The sequence below is a fragment of the Corynebacterium kroppenstedtii DSM 44385 genome, from assembly GCF_000023145.1.
GTDB lineage: Bacteria > Actinomycetota > Actinomycetes > Mycobacteriales > Mycobacteriaceae > Corynebacterium > Corynebacterium kroppenstedtii.
Genome location: NC_012704.1, coordinates 140,899 through 158,669 on the forward strand (window position 1 = coordinate 140,899; position 17,771 = coordinate 158,669).

The window sequence follows — 17,771 nt, forward strand, 5'->3', positions numbered from 1 at the left end:
AATTTTAACTACTTCTATCGTCTTCTACTCTAACGGTTATCCTGCCATAGAGCGTTAATTGTGGTGCCCTCACCAGATTTTGCGCGAGCCCGCCTGAAATAATGAACCTAATGACTGCACCGAGACCCCATCCCACGGATACTCCCGTAGAGGCTACAGAGCTATCGGGATGTCGGTATCGTATTCGCCAACGCCGCACCTTCGATCGTGAAGGCCACCCTCGCCCACCACGCGAAGCAGCTCGAGCACGTCAGGCCCGGTCGGAACTCGAACGCACTCTGGTATTCGGGCAGCTGAGCGACGACGGAGCCACCGTACCCGGCGTCGGCAATAAAAAATCACTCACGATGACGATCGCTGATTGTGTTCAGGAAGCTGGATCGACGACCGATGCCGGATCGGCGACGGCAGCCGAGACCCAGGCGGACCGCGATCATGCGGGGACGCAACCCACATCCCAGGATCGTGAGGAAATGTGGGATGCCCAGGAGTGCGCCACCCTGGAGGCCCTGGCTGAGGGCGTACGAGTGATTATCAACCCGCGGCTCACGGCGCGGATATCCATGGCAGAGCTGCAAAGTGCGCGCCCCAGTGTGGACGTGGCGAACCCGTGGTGGTTGGCTGACCCCACCGATCCAGCGCTGAACCCCACGGATGACATCATTATCCGTACCGCGCCTGACTTGCTGGTTCGGGTGGATTCATCGGCGCTTCCGCATGAGGCTCGCTACATGCCGGTCACCGTGAGCACGCACCAAGGCATCGTGCCAGACCCCACGCGGCGCATTATGTCGGTTTCCTTACCGAGATTGGGCACATCGGCTCCCCTGTGGCGATCGGGGCGGGCCAAAACGCACTCCGGAGACATTCATCCGCTGGTCGCGGCGCATTATGCTCTTCGCGACGTCGGATTGTCGTCGGATCTGATCGGGATTGTGGGGCAGGGGGCTCATGATGTCGCGGTGTGGCCCGTCGGCACGATGACCGACGGCTTTGTTGATGCAGTTCGCGTGCCTATCTCTACGCAGCCGCGAAAAATTAAAGCGTGCAGCACCTGCCGCTTTGAGCGCGATTGCCACGCAGAGCTGAAGCAGATGGACGATATCAGCCTCGTTCTTCACGGGGCGCGGGCGGACAAATATCGCCTTGCCGGCATATCCACTGTTCATCAGCTTGCCGACGCTGACTGTGGCGACGCCAGCATCATGGCGTACGCGTACACGCAAGGGTGGACAGCGGTTCATCGCCCGGACAAGGTGCGGCAACGTCGGAATAGGTCGCGTGAGAACACGGCGGATGAAAACACGGCGCGCGTAAATGGAGTACGGACGGGCCTTGCACGTGGTGATGCCGACGTTGTCCGCAGGGCAGATGTCGAAATCGATGTGGACATGGAAGCGTACCTCGAGCGCGGATGCTACTTGTGGGGAACCTGGGACGGATCCACCTACCGGCCCTTTGTGACGTGGCAGCATCTGAACTCGGATGCCGAAGCGCGAAATTTCGCCATGTTTTGGGCGTGGCTGATGGATCAACGGGACCGTGCTCATGCCCGGGGCCAGAGCTTCGCTGCCTACTGTTATGGGGCGCAAGGGGAGAACATGTGGCTCAAACGGTCTGCTCAGCGCTTTGGCGGGCTCACCTTCAGCACTGCCGCCTCCGAGGCGTCGGAACCAGCGCCCGCCCCCGCAGCAACGGTCACTGTCCCCACCGTCGCGGAGGTCAACCAGTTCATCCGTTCGCCAGAATGGGTTGACGTGTATGCAGCCGTCAAAAGCGAACTCGTGGGGCCGGCAGGATTGGGCTTGAAAACCGTCGCGCCACTTGCCGGTTTTCACTGGGAAGACGCCGACATGGACGGGGAAGCATCATTATCGGTGTTTATGCAGTCAAAAGGGGTTGATCCGTTAGCTCCCATCCCCACGGGAGTGACGAGCAAACACGACGCCCGCGCACTACTTCTCCGCTACAACAGGGATGACTGTCGCGCGACCGCCGTCGTCAGGAATTGGCTCACGGCAGGCGCGCCGGGCGCGCACACCATGCCCGCCCCACACGCTGCTCTTAACTGACCTTGATTTTGCCCATCGCGCCGCGTTCAGCGTCGGCAAACTGGTGGTTAACCATCGTGTAGGTACCGGCCTCGGGGAAGTCGGCTTCCACAAAACCGCCCTGAGCGGCCAAAAGATCAAGCGCCTGAGAGCCTCCATCGTCGACACCGAAGGCGTCACGCCCATGTCGGAGAGTGTACGAACCCTCCTTGTAACTGGTATCAAACTGCGTTCCCACAATGTGGAAGGACTCGGAAATATTCGGGCCCGCATTGAGCAACCAGAACCGTGCACGCTCACCGTGCTTGAGCTCGAGAGGCTTTTGGACGTACTGATTCTCCAGGCCGTTAAACACCACCTTGCTGGGCTGTTCGCTGTGGAGCAACGCGGAATCAACCGGATTGTCCTTGTCCTTACCCAGGCCATACAGCTCCGACTGAACCATGATGTATTCATGATCCACGGGGTCCAGGTCCGGCGGATCAATAATCACAGCACCGAACATGCCGGCAGCAATATGCATACTGATCGGAGCCGTACCGCAGTGATACAACCAGATCCCGGCGTGCTCGGCACGGAACCGGTACTCCAGCGACTCACCAGGCTTGATGGACCGCATGGGCTGGTCAGGGCTCACCATGCCCGCGTGGAAATCAATCGAGTGACTAATAGAACCATCATTCTTCAGATGGACGACGAACTCATCGCCGACGTGACCACGCAGCACCGGCCCCATGGGCGCGCCGTTGAACGTCCACGACGCGCGCTTCGTGCCGTCCTCCCGGATTGTCCGGTTAACCTGCGAGACCGTCAAATCAATATTGTGCGTTGTCCCCTCGGGTGCAGGATCCACTGACGGATCGCGGATGACCTCGGGTTTCAGCGGACTATCCGTATTCGTCGATGCCATGGAGTGCCCGCTGGCGTGAACATCATCCTTATCCGACGCAGCATCGCCGCTGGAATCGCTGTCGGTGGAGTTCGCTCCGGCGGAACCGTTTGAGCCGCCCTTGGTGTTCACGGTCAGTTCCATACCGCGCATTTGGTGGCCGGGGATGGTGCACCAACCTTTGGTCTTCTTCGTAATCACGCCCGATGTGAACGTTTTGCTCTCTCCGGGGTCCACTTTCCCCGTTTCGATGCCATCGGCCAGCTTGAGGTCGTGGACTTGGTCGCCGTCGTTCTTTAACGTCACTTTGAGGCGGTCACCAGCGGGAACGTCAATGGAATTGGGGCTGAAAGACATGCCTTTGGCCGTCACGGTGACCGACGTGGTATGCCCGGTCGCTGCAACGGTGGAGCCGTCGGAATTGTCCGACGAACCACTGCCGGTCCCGGTTATGGCGAGAGTCGCGCATGCAATGAGCGCGATCGCCGACATCGTGGCCGCAACCTGGGCAAGCGGCGACCGTGAATGCGGCGGGTTCGGGGGAATCGCGCGGGCAGCGTTGGCACCGGCCTCGTCGGCAGGTGAAGCAGACGACGTCGCCGACTCATCGGCCTTTTTACGACGTGCCGCAGCCTGGGCTCGAATCGCCTTAACCTGGTTTTTAGCTGACACCGCCGCCAGCGGAACAAACATCGCTAAACCAATACCCGCAGCAAATGAGCCCACAATGTGAAGCCATCCGCCGACGGGAAGAACCCACAGGATCAAGCCGACGTTCACCATCGTCGTCCGCGCAGGCCCCATGAAATCCAGCGTCGCAAGCCCCTGTGACACGGCCTTACCGCCGCCGCCCATCGTCGAGGGAAGCAGGTAGCACATCACACCAATGAGTAATTGCGCGCCGAAACCAACCACCAGAGGAACCGTCGGCGTCGAAATAATCTCGTCTGGGTTCAGGATCTGGCTGATCCCTGCGACCAGCATCGTGCCGATGACCCAGACCACTGCGAAGGCTACCGACGAGCGCGCGAAAATTGCAGGTGGTTCGTGGGAGACGCGCCGGGAATTCCGGACGATCCCCGCCCACGGGCGTGCGCACAGGATCCAGCCCGCCCCGTAGACCACCATGCCGATGCCGACGAGCTCGAAGCGCCCGGAAATCGTGCCGATGCTCAGGACCAGGATGCCGGCCAGCATCGCGGCAAGCGTCGGAACTGGGCGGAATGCCGATACGCGCGCACGCCAAATAGCTGGGAAAAGAATGGTCAGCGTGCCCGCCGCGGTCAGGCCGACGAAGCCGAGCACATTGACCGCCATGTGCATCACAATCAGCCGATCATGCCACGTCCCCGGAAGAGGATGGGCCAGGGTCGCGCCCAAGCCCGCGCCAATGGGCAAGATTAACGACGCAGCGATGTAGAACATGACGATCGCCGCGTAATCTCCCAGTTCAGAGCCGGATTTCGCAGCACCGCGACGTGCCTTCACCCATTGCGAAATGAGCGATATCGCGTGGATCGCCACGGCCACACCAACGATGACAGCTCCCACGGTGACGACGATCCACGCCCACCCCTGCGCGCCGCGTGCAGCGTCGTTAAATGCCTGCCCAATGACGCAGAGGATAACGCCCACGTTGAGGGCATAAATTAAGGCCACCTGTCTCGGCCGGGAGGAGTCGGGGAGTCGCTGGTGGAGGAATTTTTCGGTGAAGTGCTGCGACCACACCATAATCGAGTTCATCAGTGCGCCGAGGGTGAAGAAATGCACCATCATCCAGCGGTTATTCGGCACAAATGGGTGCGCCAAGGCGAGGACGATGATGGCGGCGAGCCACAAGCTCACCGGGCGGGAGGCGCGTCGGTGCCAGGACTTCGCTGATGTCTTCGAGGACGATGACTCGCGCGGCCGGCCGGAAGTAGGCCCGTGGGACCGGCCGGGGCTGGTCTGCCCAGCGGAATTGTCGTCGGTGGAGTGAGAAGACCGAGCCGAACTATCAGGGGAGACGGGGAGAGATTCATCGCGGGAACTCATAGTGATTTCTACGCTATTCCACACCGAGGACAAACGGGAAAATGGGCATCGAAAATGTGCATATAATCATGCTCTGAGCCTTTCGAACCCCACCGCTTCGGTCTACCCTGTGCTCATGGGATTTCTTTTTGGCACTCGACCCACACCAACAAGCATCGTGAACAGGGAAGATGCGCTCCCCGGACGCGATGAACCTATCCTGCCTCACCCCGCGCCACACACTGTTCTAGGAACTCCCATCGACGGGCCCTGGAAAGACGGGCAGCGGAGCGTCGTTGTGGGGCTCGGATGCTTCTGGGGAGCCGAAAAACTCTTCTGGCAGATCGATGGCGTAGAAAGCACGGCGGTCGGTTACGCCGGTGGGTACACGCCGAACCCGACCTACCGGGAAGTCTGCACAGGCCGAACCGGTCACGCCGAAACTGTCCGCGTCATCTATGACCCACAGGAGGTGTCGTTCGAGGACCTCATCCGCACATTTTTTGAGGCGCACGACCCCACGCAGGGTTTCCGCCAGGGGAATGATGTGGGCACCCAGTATCGCTCCGTGATTTACGCACAGACCGACGATGAAGTGCAGAAAGCGCGCGAGATAGCGGAGTCCTTCTCTCACTCACTGGCCGACGCCGGCTACGGGGGCATCACCACCGATATCTCTTTGCTCAGCGACACACCGACGAAGACGATGTACCTCGCTGAAGATGAGCACCAGCAGTACCTGGATAAAAATCCGAATGGCTACTGCCCGGTTCACTCAACGGGAGTCGCCTGCCGGTGATGGCGTCGCCCGCGTCGATGGGGTGGTTCGCGCGATGAACAGCGCAATCACCGTTGCGATGGCCAGCCCGGTAAGGAGCCACACGACGAGCCCACCCCACTCCCACGAGTGCAGGACATGGCCGGAGAGCCAGCCCACGATCGACGACCCCATGTAGTAGCAGAACAAATACATTGACGACGCTTCGGCCCGGTTGGTGGTGGCAACCACCCCGACCCAGCCAGACGCCACAGAATGGGCCGCGAAGAAACACGCCGTGAACAGCAAAATCCCGAGGATGCTGCTGATGAGCTCGGGGGAAAACAGCACAGCCATGCCGATCATCATGCCGACGATCGACCCGACGAGGACGTGTGCGCGACCGAATTTGTGGACCATCGTCCCGGCCTGCGTTGCACTCCACGTTCCGGAGAGATAAAGGAAGAAGATCGCGCCGGCGACGCCCTCGCTGAGGCCAAAATGCCCTGTCAAACGGTAGCCAACATAGTCATACAGCGACACGAAGGCGCCCATAAAAAGGAAAGCAAGGGTGAATAACGCACTCAAGCGCGGGTTTTTCACGTGCTGGGCAATGGCGCTGAACTCTGAACGGAACGTCAGCCGCTTGGGCTGAAAACGCTGTTGATCAGGAAGCGCCCATGACGTGATGAAGGCAAAAATAATGGCTACCGCGACAGTGGCCGCGAGAGCCCACCTCCATGACGCAAATTCAAGCACGCCAGAGGGGATAACGCGGCCGGACAGACCGCCGACCGATGTCCCCGCCACATAGAGCCCCATCACTTGAGGAACGTGTTTCGGGTGAATCTCCTCCGACAGATACGCCATCGCCGTCGCCGGAACCCCCGCAACAGCGATGCCCTGCAGGCCACGCAAGATAATCAGCATGCCGACCGACGTCGATAAGGGAAGAAGAAGGCCGAGCAACGTGGCCGATAGGGCACTGAGCATGATGACTCGCTTGCGCCCGAATCGTTCCGAAATGATCGACGCCGGAATGATGGACAGCGCGAGCATCCCCGTCGTCGCGGAAACGGTTAATGATGCTGTTGCCGGTGTGACATGGAGATCCTCGGACAGGACGGGGAGGAGAGCCTGTGTGCAGTACAGGGCGTTGAACGATGCCAATCCAGCGCCCACCATCGCCAAGATGACTTTGCGGTACATGGGCGATTGCGGGGTGTACCCGTCAGGTAAGCCCTGAGTGGCCATAGTGTGACACCTGATTTCCCGGCTCGACGCTAGATGTACCTGACGTTAGATCACCGCATGAAAAGAAGAGACACCCGCGGGTGCCTCTTCTTATAACGCTATTCATCGTGGCCGTCTATTTACCGTGGCCACGTGTGTGACCGGATACCCGGCCACAGGACTTTACTTGGACTTTGCCCGTGCGTAGCGCTCTGCAACGTCCTCCCAGTTGAAGACGTTCCATACGGCCTTCACGTAGTCAGCCTTCACGTTCTTGTACTGGAGGTAGAAGGCGTGCTCCCACATGTCCAGCATCAGCAGCGGGGTGAAGTCAACGGAAACGTTGCCCTGCTGGTCGGTCAGCTGCTCGATAATGAGGCGACCAGCGATGTGGTCGTAGCCGAGGACGGCCCAGCCGGAGCCCTGAAGGCCGGTAGCAGCCGCGGAGAAGTGATCCTTGAACTTCTCGAAGGAACCGAAGTCGCGGTTGATGGCCTCGGCCAGCTCACCGGTCGGCTCGCCGCCACCGTTCGGGGACAAGTTCTTCCAGAAGATGGAGTGGTTGGTGTGGCCACCAAGGTTGAAGGCGAGGTTCTTGGAGAGTGCACGAATCTCGTTGGCATCTGCCCCTTCTTCTCGGGCCTTCTCTAGCTTCTCCAGAGCAGTGTTGGCGCCAGCAACGTAGGTTGCGTGGTGCTTGTCGTGGTGAAGCTGCATAATCTCGCCAGAGATGTGAGGCTCGAGAGCGTCGTAATCGTAGGGGAGGTCAGGAAGTTCATACACAGCCATTTCAGTACCTTTCGTTACTAGCTAACACGCGCCGCTAAAACATGGCGCACTGTGATTTTTTCAACATTGTGACTCGCACAACTAATTTGTGCGTGAAACCCAGTGTTGTGGAAGCTCCGGGGTTTCGCAACCTTTAACGTGAAGAAATTTCTCTTTATTCCGAAATAGATGAGGCAAAAGGGCGCAGGTTGGCACCATAATGGATGAAAAATCCCTATTAATCAGGGTGAATCCATAAGATTTAGGTAGGTTGTGGGTGTGTAGCTGGTCGTGCCCTAGAAAAGGGGGAGGGGTGGCGCGGAGCGCTCATATCGAAACAAAAGAAACCCATATTCAATCAATCAGAACCGGGGGTAAGTATTTGATTGCTTGTCAAAACACTAGCGTATTCGGGCAAAACCGGGCACAATAACACTGAAGAATAAACCACGGCACATATGCGCCGTCGCACCATCTTTTCAGATCTCATTCCTTGGAGGAATTCTCATGGCAGATCAAGAACACCGCCGCCTTGGTAACAAAATCGTTCTTATCGGCGCTGGCGACGTCGGAATCGCCTACGCCTTCGCCCTCATCAACCAGGGTGTGTGCGACGAACTGGCCATCATCGACATCGACGAGAAAAAGACCGCCGGCAACGTCATGGACCTCAACCACGGCGTCGTGTGGGCGTCCAGCCCGACTAACGTCAAGGTAGGCACCTACGACGACTGCGAAGACGCCGCCATGGTCATCGTCTGTGCTGGCGCTGCGCAGAAGCCAGGTGAAACCCGCCTGCAGCTCGTCGACAAGAACATTAAGATCTTGAACAGCATTATTGGTGATGTCATGAAGCACAACTTCGACGGCATCTTCCTCATTGCGTCGAACCCTGTCGACATCCTGACCTACGCCACCTGGAAGATCTCCGGCCTGCCCAAGGAACGCGTGATCGGTTCGGGCACGGTTCTGGACTCCGCACGCTTCCGCTCCATGCTGGGCGACATGTACGACGTTGCCCCGAGCTCCATCCACGCCTACATCATCGGTGAGCACGGTGACTCGGAACTTCCGGTGCTGTCGTCGTCGACCGTCGGCGGTGTGTCGATGCGCAAGAAGCTCGAGAAGGACCCTGAGCTGCACGGACGCTTGGAGAAGGTCTTCGAAGAGACCCGCGACGCCGCCTACACCATTATCGACGCTAAGGGCTCGACCTCATTCGGTATCGGCATGGGCCTGGCTCGGATCACGCGTGCTGTCCTGCAGAACCAGAACGTCGTTCTTCCTGTCTCCGCATACCTGCAGGGTGAATACGGCGAAGACGACATCTACATCGGCACCCCGGCCCTCGTGAACCGCGGCGGAATCCACCGCGTTGTTGAGCTGGAGCTCGATGATCACGAAGCTGAGCAGATGAAGGCATCAGCTGCGCAGTTGCGTGAAATCAAAGACCGCTTCTACGGCCCGAATGCCGATCAGGAAGCAACGAAGTAGTATTCGGTCGTACGAGAAATCCGCCGCTCCGGAGGGCACATAGTGGAACAGAATGGTCATAACGGTGAACTCAACGATGCCAGCACGTCAGGGGCGTCGTCGTCGAAGGCAACTACGACAAATTCAGCGACGACCTCACTGAATGAGTTGATCCGTGGTGTCGATAGCCTCCTGACCATGCTCAGCGAGGTTGACCAGGATAAACGCGACCGTATCGACGCCGCAGACGCGGAACACCGTGAGGGGGTTCGCAATGTGCAGCACTTCGCGCGCCTCCAGGCCGATGATGCCCGCCACATTGTTGCCCAACTGCGGGCGGTAGGGATTCGTGTATCTGACCAGGCCCCCGTTGCCGACCAACTCCGTGCGGCGAAAACTCTGCTGCAGAACCTGGGTGGACAGTCCAGTGCCGACCGTGCTGCCGAGGGTGAAAGCTACGATATCGCCCGTTTAGCTGCAGCGATTGAGCGTTCTCAGGAGCAATTAGCGTCCAACAGCTCTGCTCTGTTGGGTGAGCCCCGGGATGGCATGCCGAGCTGCGTTATGGTGACTCTCCCCACTGAGGCAGCCGACGATCCCGACCTCGTCCAGTCCTTCGCCGACGCGGGGATGGACATCGCCCGGATCAACTGCGCGCACGATACTCCCGAAGCCTGGCGCGCAATGGCAGCGAACGTTCGTGCCGCCAGCGCACGCGTCGGCCGCGACATCAAAATCTCTATGGACCTGCCGGGTCCGAAATTGCGGGTTGGGGCTATCGAACCCGGCCCGCGGATCGCGCGTACCCGCGTGACCAGGACGAAGACCGGGCGGATTCTGACTCCCTCCAAGTTGTGGATCACACCCTTCGACCACAACGCCACGACACCCGCGCCCGTACCCGAGGGTCTTCCCGGCCGTCCCACGCTGGCCATCCAGGTTGATCCGGAGTGGCTGCAGACGGTCAACGAGGGCGACGAGCTATCCATGCTGGATGCTCGCGGATCCAAGCGCTATATGACCGTGCACAAGGTGACCGACGAGGGCGTCCTAGCCTACGGACGCCAGAACGTCTACCTGGCCAATGGCAGCCTGGTTGCATGCCAATACATCAAGACTCGAATCCATGGGATCGGGCGCTCTGAGCAGAGCGTTCACGTCGACGTGGGATCACGTCTGACGCTAACCAGCGACCCCACACCCACCGACCCGACGGACGATATCCCTGCCGTCAACTGTGGTGAGCCGGAAGCTATCCGCAGCCTGGGCGTCGGTTCCAAGGTCCTTTTCGACGACGCGAAGATCGAGTGCGAAGTCACGTCCGTCACCCGCGCCGGTGAGAAGGATTCAGAGGGCAACACCGCGGAGTACGATTCCGCGGAACTCGTCGCTCTTCACACCCGTGAAGGTGGCAAGAACCTGCGCGAAGGTCGCGGGATTCACTTCCCTGGCGCTCACGTCCGGCTTCCCGCGATGACCGACGAGGACCGTGCCATCCTCCCCGAGATCGTTCGCACGGCGGACATCATCGCGCCGAGCTACGTACGTTCCGCCGAGGACCTCACGGAAATTCTCGGCGCCATCGAGAAAGAAATCGACGTAGCAGCGTCGGAAAGCGACTCTCACAGCGTAGATGCCACGGATACCGCTGGTGGCAGCGAGGACCCTGCTACAGTCAGCGCGCGCATCCGGAACCTTGGCGTTATGCTGAAGATCGAATCCGAAGAATGTTACAACGACCTACCCAATGTGGTGACCGAACTGCTCCGTCACAGGAACTCGGGCGTCATGATTGCCCGTGGTGACCTCGCGATGGAACTCGGCTTCAGCCGCATGTCCGAAGCCCGCGAACAGATCATGGACGTGGCGAATGCCGCTCACATTCCCACCATCTTCGCGACGCAAGTCCTTGAAACCATGGCGAAATCCGGGCTGCCCTCACGCGCAGAAATCACCGATGCCGACGTTGCGCTGCGTACCCAAGGCGTCATGCTGAACAAGGGAACGCATATCCCGGATGCCATCAACATCCTGAACAGCATCGGTACAGCGCTCAACACCAGTGACAATTCTCTAGATTCACGAAGCCGAGGACGGGCCTGAGGAGCACACGGCTGGCTCGGCGGAAAGAAAGAGAACCGATGGAGATCATCGCCCACCGCGGGGCCAGCTGCAACCACCCCGAACAGACACTCGCTGCCTACGATGCCGCGCTCTCCGAGGGGGCCGACGGCATAGAATGCGATATTCGTCTCACCAAAGACGGGCATCTCATATGCTCACACGACCGAACATTCGAACGCGTCGCGGGAGATAAACGCCCCATTGCAGAACTTACTCGGGATGACCTTCCTAGCATCAACGTCGGCACCACTGCGGAGCCCCAACAACCGCTGCTTTTCGACACGCTTCTGGACCTCGTTGAGGGCACCGACTGCGGACTATTCGTTGAGACGAAACACCCCTCCAGATACGGCGCCCAGCTAGAAAAGACGCTGGTCTCGGTGCTTCGTGATCGGGGGCACGTCGACAATCCCCGGCTGCACGTCATTTCATTTTCCGCGATGTCGCTCGCGAGGATGCGGCATCTCGAGCCCTCGGTGCACCGGATTCTATTGCGGCGTGAAATTCAACGCCCGCTTGGCCCCATCCTCTGGCGGATGGATATTCCGCAGGCGTATGGCCCGTCCATCATCAACGCGAAACTGCGCCCTGGTCTGATTCGACGCGGCGACGGCTGCTACACGTGGACCGTCAACACGAGAAATGACGTCATGTGGGCAGCTCAGCACGGGATCGACTGGTTGGCCACCGACAAACCACGCCAAGCGCGCGAGTGGATGGATGAAGCATCGGCCCAGGCTGAGTATCCGACGGCAAGCTGAGTGGGGGCGCTATCCCACGTAGAAAACGCGGGTCCAGAAACTCCGAATCTCCTGCAATGAACTAGCTAGCCGGGGGAGTGGCCGGGTAGCCTAGGCCAGGTGTCAAGGAAGAAAAAGAAGAATGAGAATCTGCCCGAAGGAATGACCCGTCGCCAAGCGAAGTTGGCTAAGCGGGCCGCCGAACGTGCAGCACTAGAGCGTGACCCGCGACCATTCGGGGGTTTTGCGTCGGAAGCAGATCTTATTGCCATGCAGGAATTCGCCCCCTCCGCACGGGCGAAAATCTCGGTGAAGGGCGTGGACTACCCCGTCTACCTCGTGACCGTCCTGCCCGGAGCGACTGCCGCTATCGTGCGCGACACCGACGGTGACACTCCGCCCACTGCATTCGTCGCTCTTCAGCGGCAGCATCGCGGACCGAACCCCCACAAAGATTTAGCGCACACCCTCGCGTGGTTGCAGACCGCTCAACCAGGGCAAACGCTGGGAACATCCATTGCCGACGGCACCGAGCCGGAGCTCAGCGAGCTGATGGACCCCACTCAGAAGCTCGACGTGCAGGTCGAGAAGGACTTCGACTGGTGGCTCCCGGAAGGGCAAACCATTGATCCTGCTATGCAGCAGAACATGAAGCAGGTCAATGAGTCGATGCTCCCGACCGAGAGAGTCGACGTATCCGCGCCGGGCGCGGTCTGGTGGACCGATGGTGGCGACAAAGGCTACATCCGTTGGATCCGACAAGACGACGAAGACGCGTTATTTACCGCGCTGGCCCGCCTGTACGCCGCCGGGGACTTGACCTTGGGCGAAGGCACACGCTTTGCCGGGGCGTTCCGCACCCACGGTGTTGCGGTGCCCGTCTTTGACGTTGATCCCACGGTGACGACGCAAGAATTCCAGGAGCCTATTCAGAAACTCGCTGTTGCGCTGGAAAAAGCGTTGGCCGTGGACACCCCGTTGACTGCCGACGAACGCAAGGCGCGGGACACGATCCGTTCCCGCCAAGTGACTATTCGGTAGGTGGTCCGTCGGTAGTGGGCCCCGCGAACATCGGGGGCAGCGGGGCCCCGCGACTAGCCGGCTAGCGCAGCGACTTGAATAGTTCCTGCGCTCCGTCGTCGTCCCACACGTCGACGTCTCCGACATCTGTGGATTCATACGATGCGATGGGGATCGTTTCGTTACGCGGTGACATGCCCAACCCAATGCCCAAGCGCGCGAGATTCCACACGTGATCGTGCTTGTCCACCGTGAAAGAATCCGTCATACGGCTGACAAACGGGAAGAAGCGGAACGGGTTGAGGAACGTGGTGGGGGATAGCGCCTTCTTCACCAGCGCGGCGAGGAAGGTCCGCTGGTTCCTGGCACGGCCGATGTCGCCGTCGTCCATCGAATGCCGTGATCGAACGAACCCCAGGGCGGTGGGGCCATCAAGTTTTTGACACCCCGGCTGCAGATTAATTCCCGCGAGCGGGTCATCCATGGGCTGCTCGACGCAGATTTTGACGCCGCCCACGGCATCGACCACACCGGCAAACCCGCCGAACCCGATCTCCGCATAGTGGTCAATGCGCAGGCCAGTTGCCTGCTCCACCGTCTGCTGGAGGAGCTGCGGGCCGCCCAGCGCATACGAAGCGTTGACCTTGTCCTTCCCGTGACCAGGCACATCGACGTACGAATCGCGGGGGATGGACACCATCGTCGCCTTCCCCACGAAGGGAATGTGCACCAGGATGATGGAATCGGTGCGTCCGCCGCCCGTATCGCCGCCGGTGGACAGCTCAGCCTGCTGATCCTCAGAGAGGCCGTCGCGTGAATCAGAGCCGACGAGCAGCCAGTTCGTTCCCGAACCGCCGCTGGGGCGGCCGCCGTAATTGGTAAGAGCATCAACGCGATGGAGCCGAAGATCGACCCACACCATCGTCCCGAGGGCAACGAGTATGAGGACTCCTAGGAGAGCTCCTAGCTTGCGTCCCCACCCGGACGATCGCCACCGACGTCCACGGCTCGGGCTGGATGGAAGCCATCGACGGCCTCGGCTCGCACCGGACGGGCGGCTCTTATCGGAAGGTCGGCTGCCGGCGGGAGGATAACTGGGCGCGCCGGTGCGTCGGTTATGTTCCTCGATCCCGCGAGGAGGCAATGGCTGAGAGTATCGACGGGAGCTCGAACTGTAGTCCCCGGAACGTTGTTCATCACGACGGCGTGGTGATTGAGGGGAATCGGTTCGTTCCGACTGCCCGCTTCGGTATTTCGCACGGGACGACGCCGGCCCCGGTTGTGCGCGAAAGTGCTGGTATTCGTGCTTCTCGTGCCGCGCAGGAGAGCTCCCCCCGGAGTAGTCGACGTGGGACTCGTTAGCCCAGTCGCTGCCAGTACGCCTACTGTCTGCTTCGTGACGGTGAGCCCCACCACCAGCACCGTTGCCCGACGATGTAGTGTTTTTCCCCGACCGGCGTCGGATAGGCCGCCCGTAGCGGTCGACGATCGGACGGCCATCAGGACCGCGGAGGTAATCGTCATCGCTAGTGGTATTCATGTGAATAATGTTACTGGGTGTGGCGTCGGCGCACGTGGTGGCGTCCACTCGATGCCCGCGGAGCATCAGTCACAACAGGTAGCGGCGCTGTCATATCATTGCGATACCTGTGGGACAGCGATGGCCCCGATGACCGCAGCCATTCGTCGTCACGATCATGTGCCTGTTGCCACTGAGTGATCCGCGACCGTGTGCGCGGCGGAAGAACCGAGCCGGGCAGAAGAGCCATGATGCACATCAGCAGGATGAGTCCAATGAGGGCGATTAAGCTACCGGACTGAACATGTACCCTCGCCTGGGCCGCGGAACCGACCACGTCGGAAAGAGGCGGGACGAAGAACAGGCCCAAACCGATAGTGAGGAAACCAGCTAGACGACGACGCTCCGCCAGGACGACTGACCCGAAGGCGGGGAGTAGCGCAACCTGGAAATAGTGGGTCCACACCAGCCCAGAGCAAGCCGTCGCGATGCTGGTAATTCCCACCATGAACAGCGGGAATGCATATTCCCGACGCACATACGCGGCCGCGAGGACCAGAATGGCGAGCAACGCTGCCAGGATGAGCGGAATCACCACAACCCAGGTCGGTGGATTGCGGATAATGGGGACCCAGACGTTGTCGTCGTCGCCAAGGTGGCTTCTCAACATGATCGACGCGAAGCTCTGGCTCTCCATGGCGACAATGCGGGCAGACGATAGATCGCGAATGACACGAACCCAGGTGCGGAAGATCTCCGTCCCTAGCGTGACTAGTGACACGAGGAAAGCCACCACAGTAGTGACGACGGCGATGCCGGCCGTTCTGCGTGACCGACGGAAAAGGAACATTGCGGCGATCAGAGCGAAAGGACTCAGCTTCACGACGCTGACCAAGCCGAGCACGATGCCCGCCGAGCGGGGGCGAGTGCGCGCAGCCGCGATCGCGTAGGCAATACCCGCGTAGATGAGCGGGCTTGTTTGGCCCAGACGAATGGCCATGGAGAACGGCGCTGACAACCAGGCCACCACAACGACGGGCAGCAGAAGAACGAGTGGAATCGGCCGTCCCACCCAAACGCGATAGGCGCAGGCGACGGTGATCACCATGGCCCAGCCGGAGAAAAATCCCAGCAGCAGCGTCGAAAAGTCGTAGCTCATGATGCGGGTGATGAGGCTCATCACTTCCGCAACGATCGGTGCCTGAATGAATGGATGAGGCAAAGGCGACGTCACGTGCTCATTGGCAAATGGCGCCCAGTATTCACCAGCCCAGCGCGCAAAATCCTGACGGTTGTAGTCGTAAATATGCGGTGCATCGCCTTGTGCGACGAGCTCGCCGGCGATCCACAGAGAGGACCAGTCATCTGTCTGTCGGTGGGAGTTCCACGCCAAAACGGTGATGAGGCCGGAGATCACCGCAACGATATGACCCATCTTGCCGACGATGTGGCCGCGCTGACGCGGCGATGAGCCAGAGATGAAGGTGGAGTGGGGTGAACTCGCGTGGGCGAACCAGCGGGTGACGGTGGAACGTGCGCCGACTCGCGGGATAGAGCGCCTGACCACGGGCGCGGTGGTGTGCCCGGATGTCCGCCCGGACGCCGATGCCCTCGCGCCCCACGGCGCCCGAGACTCCGGTGCAGAGTTGGGGAGCCCAGCGCTAGTCACTCGATGGGCGGGCACCACGACGGCGGCTGCCAGCAAGAACAGCATGATAATCGTCGCCATCAAAGCCCCGCCAGGGACATAAAAGACTGTTTGAGCAAAATAGCGGTTATCGTGTTCCGCTGAAATAACGTCGGAAAGCGGTGGGAAATAGAGGACGCTGACCATCGCAATGCAGGCTACTGCCCACTTGCGGCGCGCCGTCAGCGCGAACACACCGAAGGCCGGCAATACAGCAATGATGAAATAATGTGTCCACACGAAGCCGGAAAAACACGTGGCCACGCACATGGCGCCCACCATGAGGATCTCGAAGGCGCGGCCGCGGCAGCGATAAGCCGCGATGGCCAAAGCCAGGGCAATCACGGCCGCGAGCATCATCGGAGTGACCACCATCCAGCCGGGCGTGTCCTGGATAATCGGCGCGCCCGCGGGCCCCTCGTCGATAAGATGGCGCTTCATGATTGACACGAAGGTCTGGCTCGTCGGCGCGATCACTTTGAACGTGGAGAACATGTGAATCCGCGCACGCCAGATTTCGTGCAGTGGCCACCCCACGGTTAGTACGGAGAAGCCGAAGCAGAGGGCCGTTGTTGCGATAGCGATGAGCGACGTTCGACGTGACCGACGGAACAGTAGCATCAGTGGAATGAGAGCTAGCGGCGTGAGCTTAATGACGCTAACGACCCCTAGTACGATGCCCGCTGACCAGGGACGACGGCGCGCTGCCGCGATGCTATACGCGATCCCAGCGGTGACCAGGGGCGTCGTTTGCCCTAACGTGATTGACCACTGAAATGGGGTGGAAAGCCACACCACCAGTGTGACGCCGACCAACACGCCCATGGGGATCGGGCGGTGAAACCACACATAAAATGCACCGGCCACCAGCACGACTAGCGCCCACCCCGACGCCACCGTCAAGAAGAACACCGACGTGTGGAAAGACATTACGAATGTCAGGGCCTCGGCCATTTGAGCAACGAATGGTGCCTGAACAAACGGATGTGGTGAGGCGGATGTGACATCTTGCTGGGCGAACGGCTGCCAGAAAGGGCCTGCCCAGGCAGCGAAATCGTCAGGGGCGTAGTCATAGATGTGCGGGTCATCACCCTGGCGGAGGAGCTTGCCGGCGATCCACAACGCGGCCCAATCACCATTCTCACGTGGGCCGTGCCACACTAATTGCGTTAGAAGCCCCACGAGGAGGCCCAACACGTGGGCCGGCCACCCGATAATCGCAGCCGAGCTGTTAGCTGAACTGCGGCTGTGTGCTCTGCTTAGTGCTTCACGGGCACGGCCGGTACCAAACCGGCTACCACTCCGAAGCAACAAAGCAGGCACAAAATTTCCTTCCGACAAAAGTATCGCTTACCAGTGATAACGTTGGCAGCACCCCGGCGACGGCAGGGGATGTTCGGGCCTAGCGACAGACGCTCAGGCTCTGGGGCTGCGCTCGCCCAGTTCGCGCACATCCGGCTCCGCGGAATATGCAGGTGACGCAGCTATAGGTGAAAC

At 60.2% G+C, this 17,771-nt stretch carries 11 protein-coding genes; 6 read left to right on the forward strand and 5 right to left on the reverse strand.

Features of this window, described 5'->3' with window-relative positions:
* Nucleotides 1-110 precede the first annotated feature (110 nt).
* Entirely contained in the window at nt 111-2,072 is a 1,962-nt protein-coding gene (locus CKROP_RS00550; protein WP_052292304.1) for a ribonuclease H-like domain-containing protein, read from the forward strand.
* Here the strand turns inward: CKROP_RS00550 and CKROP_RS00555 are convergent.
* Nucleotides 2,065-4,974: a multicopper oxidase domain-containing protein gene (locus CKROP_RS00555; protein ID WP_012730792.1), complete on the reverse strand. Its 2,910-nt coding sequence runs from the start codon at nt 4,972-4,974 to the stop codon at nt 2,065-2,067. The genes CKROP_RS00550 and CKROP_RS00555 overlap by 8 nt on opposite strands.
* 115 nt (nt 4,975-5,089) lie before the next feature.
* On the opposite strand from CKROP_RS00555, the gene msrA reads away from it, so the two are divergent.
* Nucleotides 5,090-5,752: a peptide-methionine (S)-S-oxide reductase MsrA gene (gene msrA / locus CKROP_RS00560; RefSeq protein ID WP_012730793.1), complete on the forward strand. Its 663-nt coding sequence runs from the start codon at nt 5,090-5,092 to the stop codon at nt 5,750-5,752.
* Here the strand turns inward: msrA and CKROP_RS00565 are convergent.
* Nucleotides 5,729-6,964, reverse strand: coding sequence for an MFS transporter (locus tag CKROP_RS00565; RefSeq protein WP_012730794.1), 1,236 nt, complete (start codon nt 6,962-6,964; stop codon nt 5,729-5,731). The two genes, msrA and CKROP_RS00565, sit on opposite strands and share 24 nt — an antisense overlap.
* A 162-nt stretch (nt 6,965-7,126) precedes the next feature.
* Nucleotides 7,127-7,732: a superoxide dismutase gene (locus tag CKROP_RS00570; RefSeq protein ID WP_012730795.1), complete on the reverse strand. Its 606-nt coding sequence runs from the start codon at nt 7,730-7,732 to the stop codon at nt 7,127-7,129.
* 486 nt (nt 7,733-8,218) lie between these two features.
* On the opposite strand from CKROP_RS00570, the gene CKROP_RS00575 reads away from it, so the two are divergent.
* The 4 genes from CKROP_RS00575 (at nt 8,219) to CKROP_RS00590 (ending at nt 13,089) form a co-directional block, all read left to right on the forward strand.
* The gene (locus tag CKROP_RS00575; RefSeq protein ID WP_012730796.1) at nt 8,219-9,205 is read left to right on the forward strand and encodes an L-lactate dehydrogenase; all 987 of its coding nucleotides are present in this window, start codon (nt 8,219-8,221) and stop codon (nt 9,203-9,205) included.
* A gap of 42 nt (nt 9,206-9,247) precedes the next feature.
* Nucleotides 9,248-11,287, forward strand: a complete 2,040-nt coding sequence (locus CKROP_RS00580; RefSeq protein ID WP_012730797.1) for a pyruvate kinase — start codon at nt 9,248-9,250, stop codon at nt 11,285-11,287.
* Nucleotides 11,288-11,325: 38 nt separating this feature from the next.
* Nucleotides 11,326-12,069, forward strand: a complete 744-nt coding sequence (locus CKROP_RS00585; protein ID WP_012730798.1) for a glycerophosphodiester phosphodiesterase — start codon at nt 11,326-11,328, stop codon at nt 12,067-12,069.
* A 99-nt stretch (nt 12,070-12,168) separates the two neighbouring features.
* Entirely contained in the window at nt 12,169-13,089 is a 921-nt protein-coding gene (locus CKROP_RS00590; RefSeq protein ID WP_012730799.1) for a DUF5926 family protein, read from the forward strand.
* A 61-nt stretch (nt 13,090-13,150) separates the two neighbouring features.
* On the opposite strand, the gene CKROP_RS11620 is transcribed toward CKROP_RS00590, so the two are convergent.
* On the reverse strand, nt 13,151-14,608 hold the full coding sequence (locus CKROP_RS11620) for an LCP family protein (RefSeq protein WP_012730800.1): 1,458 nt from the start codon (nt 14,606-14,608) through the stop codon (nt 13,151-13,153).
* Nucleotides 14,609-14,618: 10 nt separating this feature from the next.
* Complete coding sequence (locus tag CKROP_RS00600) at nt 14,619-17,597, reverse strand: glycosyltransferase family 87 protein (protein ID WP_012730801.1); 2,979 nt, start codon at nt 17,595-17,597, stop codon at nt 14,619-14,621.
* Nucleotides 17,598-17,771 lie beyond the last annotated feature (174 nt).

Coding starts and splice junctions, on each gene's coding strand:
- CKROP_RS00550 (WP_052292304.1), top strand. CDS start 111: ATGACTGCACCGAGACCCCATCCCACGGATACTCCCGTAGAGGCTACA.
- CKROP_RS00585 (WP_012730798.1), top strand. CDS start 11,326: ATGGAGATCATCGCCCACCGCGGGGCCAGCTGCAACCACCCCGAACAG.
- CKROP_RS00565 (WP_012730794.1), bottom strand. CDS start 6,964: ATGGCCACTCAGGGCTTACCTGACGGGTACACCCCGCAATCGCCCATG.
- CKROP_RS11620 (WP_012730800.1), bottom strand. CDS start 14,608: ATGAATACCACTAGCGATGACGATTACCTCCGCGGTCCTGATGGCCGT.
- CKROP_RS00555 (WP_012730792.1), bottom strand. CDS start 4,974: ATGAGTTCCCGCGATGAATCTCTCCCCGTCTCCCCTGATAGTTCGGCT.
- msrA (WP_012730793.1), top strand. CDS start 5,090: ATGGGATTTCTTTTTGGCACTCGACCCACACCAACAAGCATCGTGAAC.
- CKROP_RS00575 (WP_012730796.1), top strand. CDS start 8,219: ATGGCAGATCAAGAACACCGCCGCCTTGGTAACAAAATCGTTCTTATC.
- CKROP_RS00570 (WP_012730795.1), bottom strand. CDS start 7,732: ATGGCTGTGTATGAACTTCCTGACCTCCCCTACGATTACGACGCTCTC.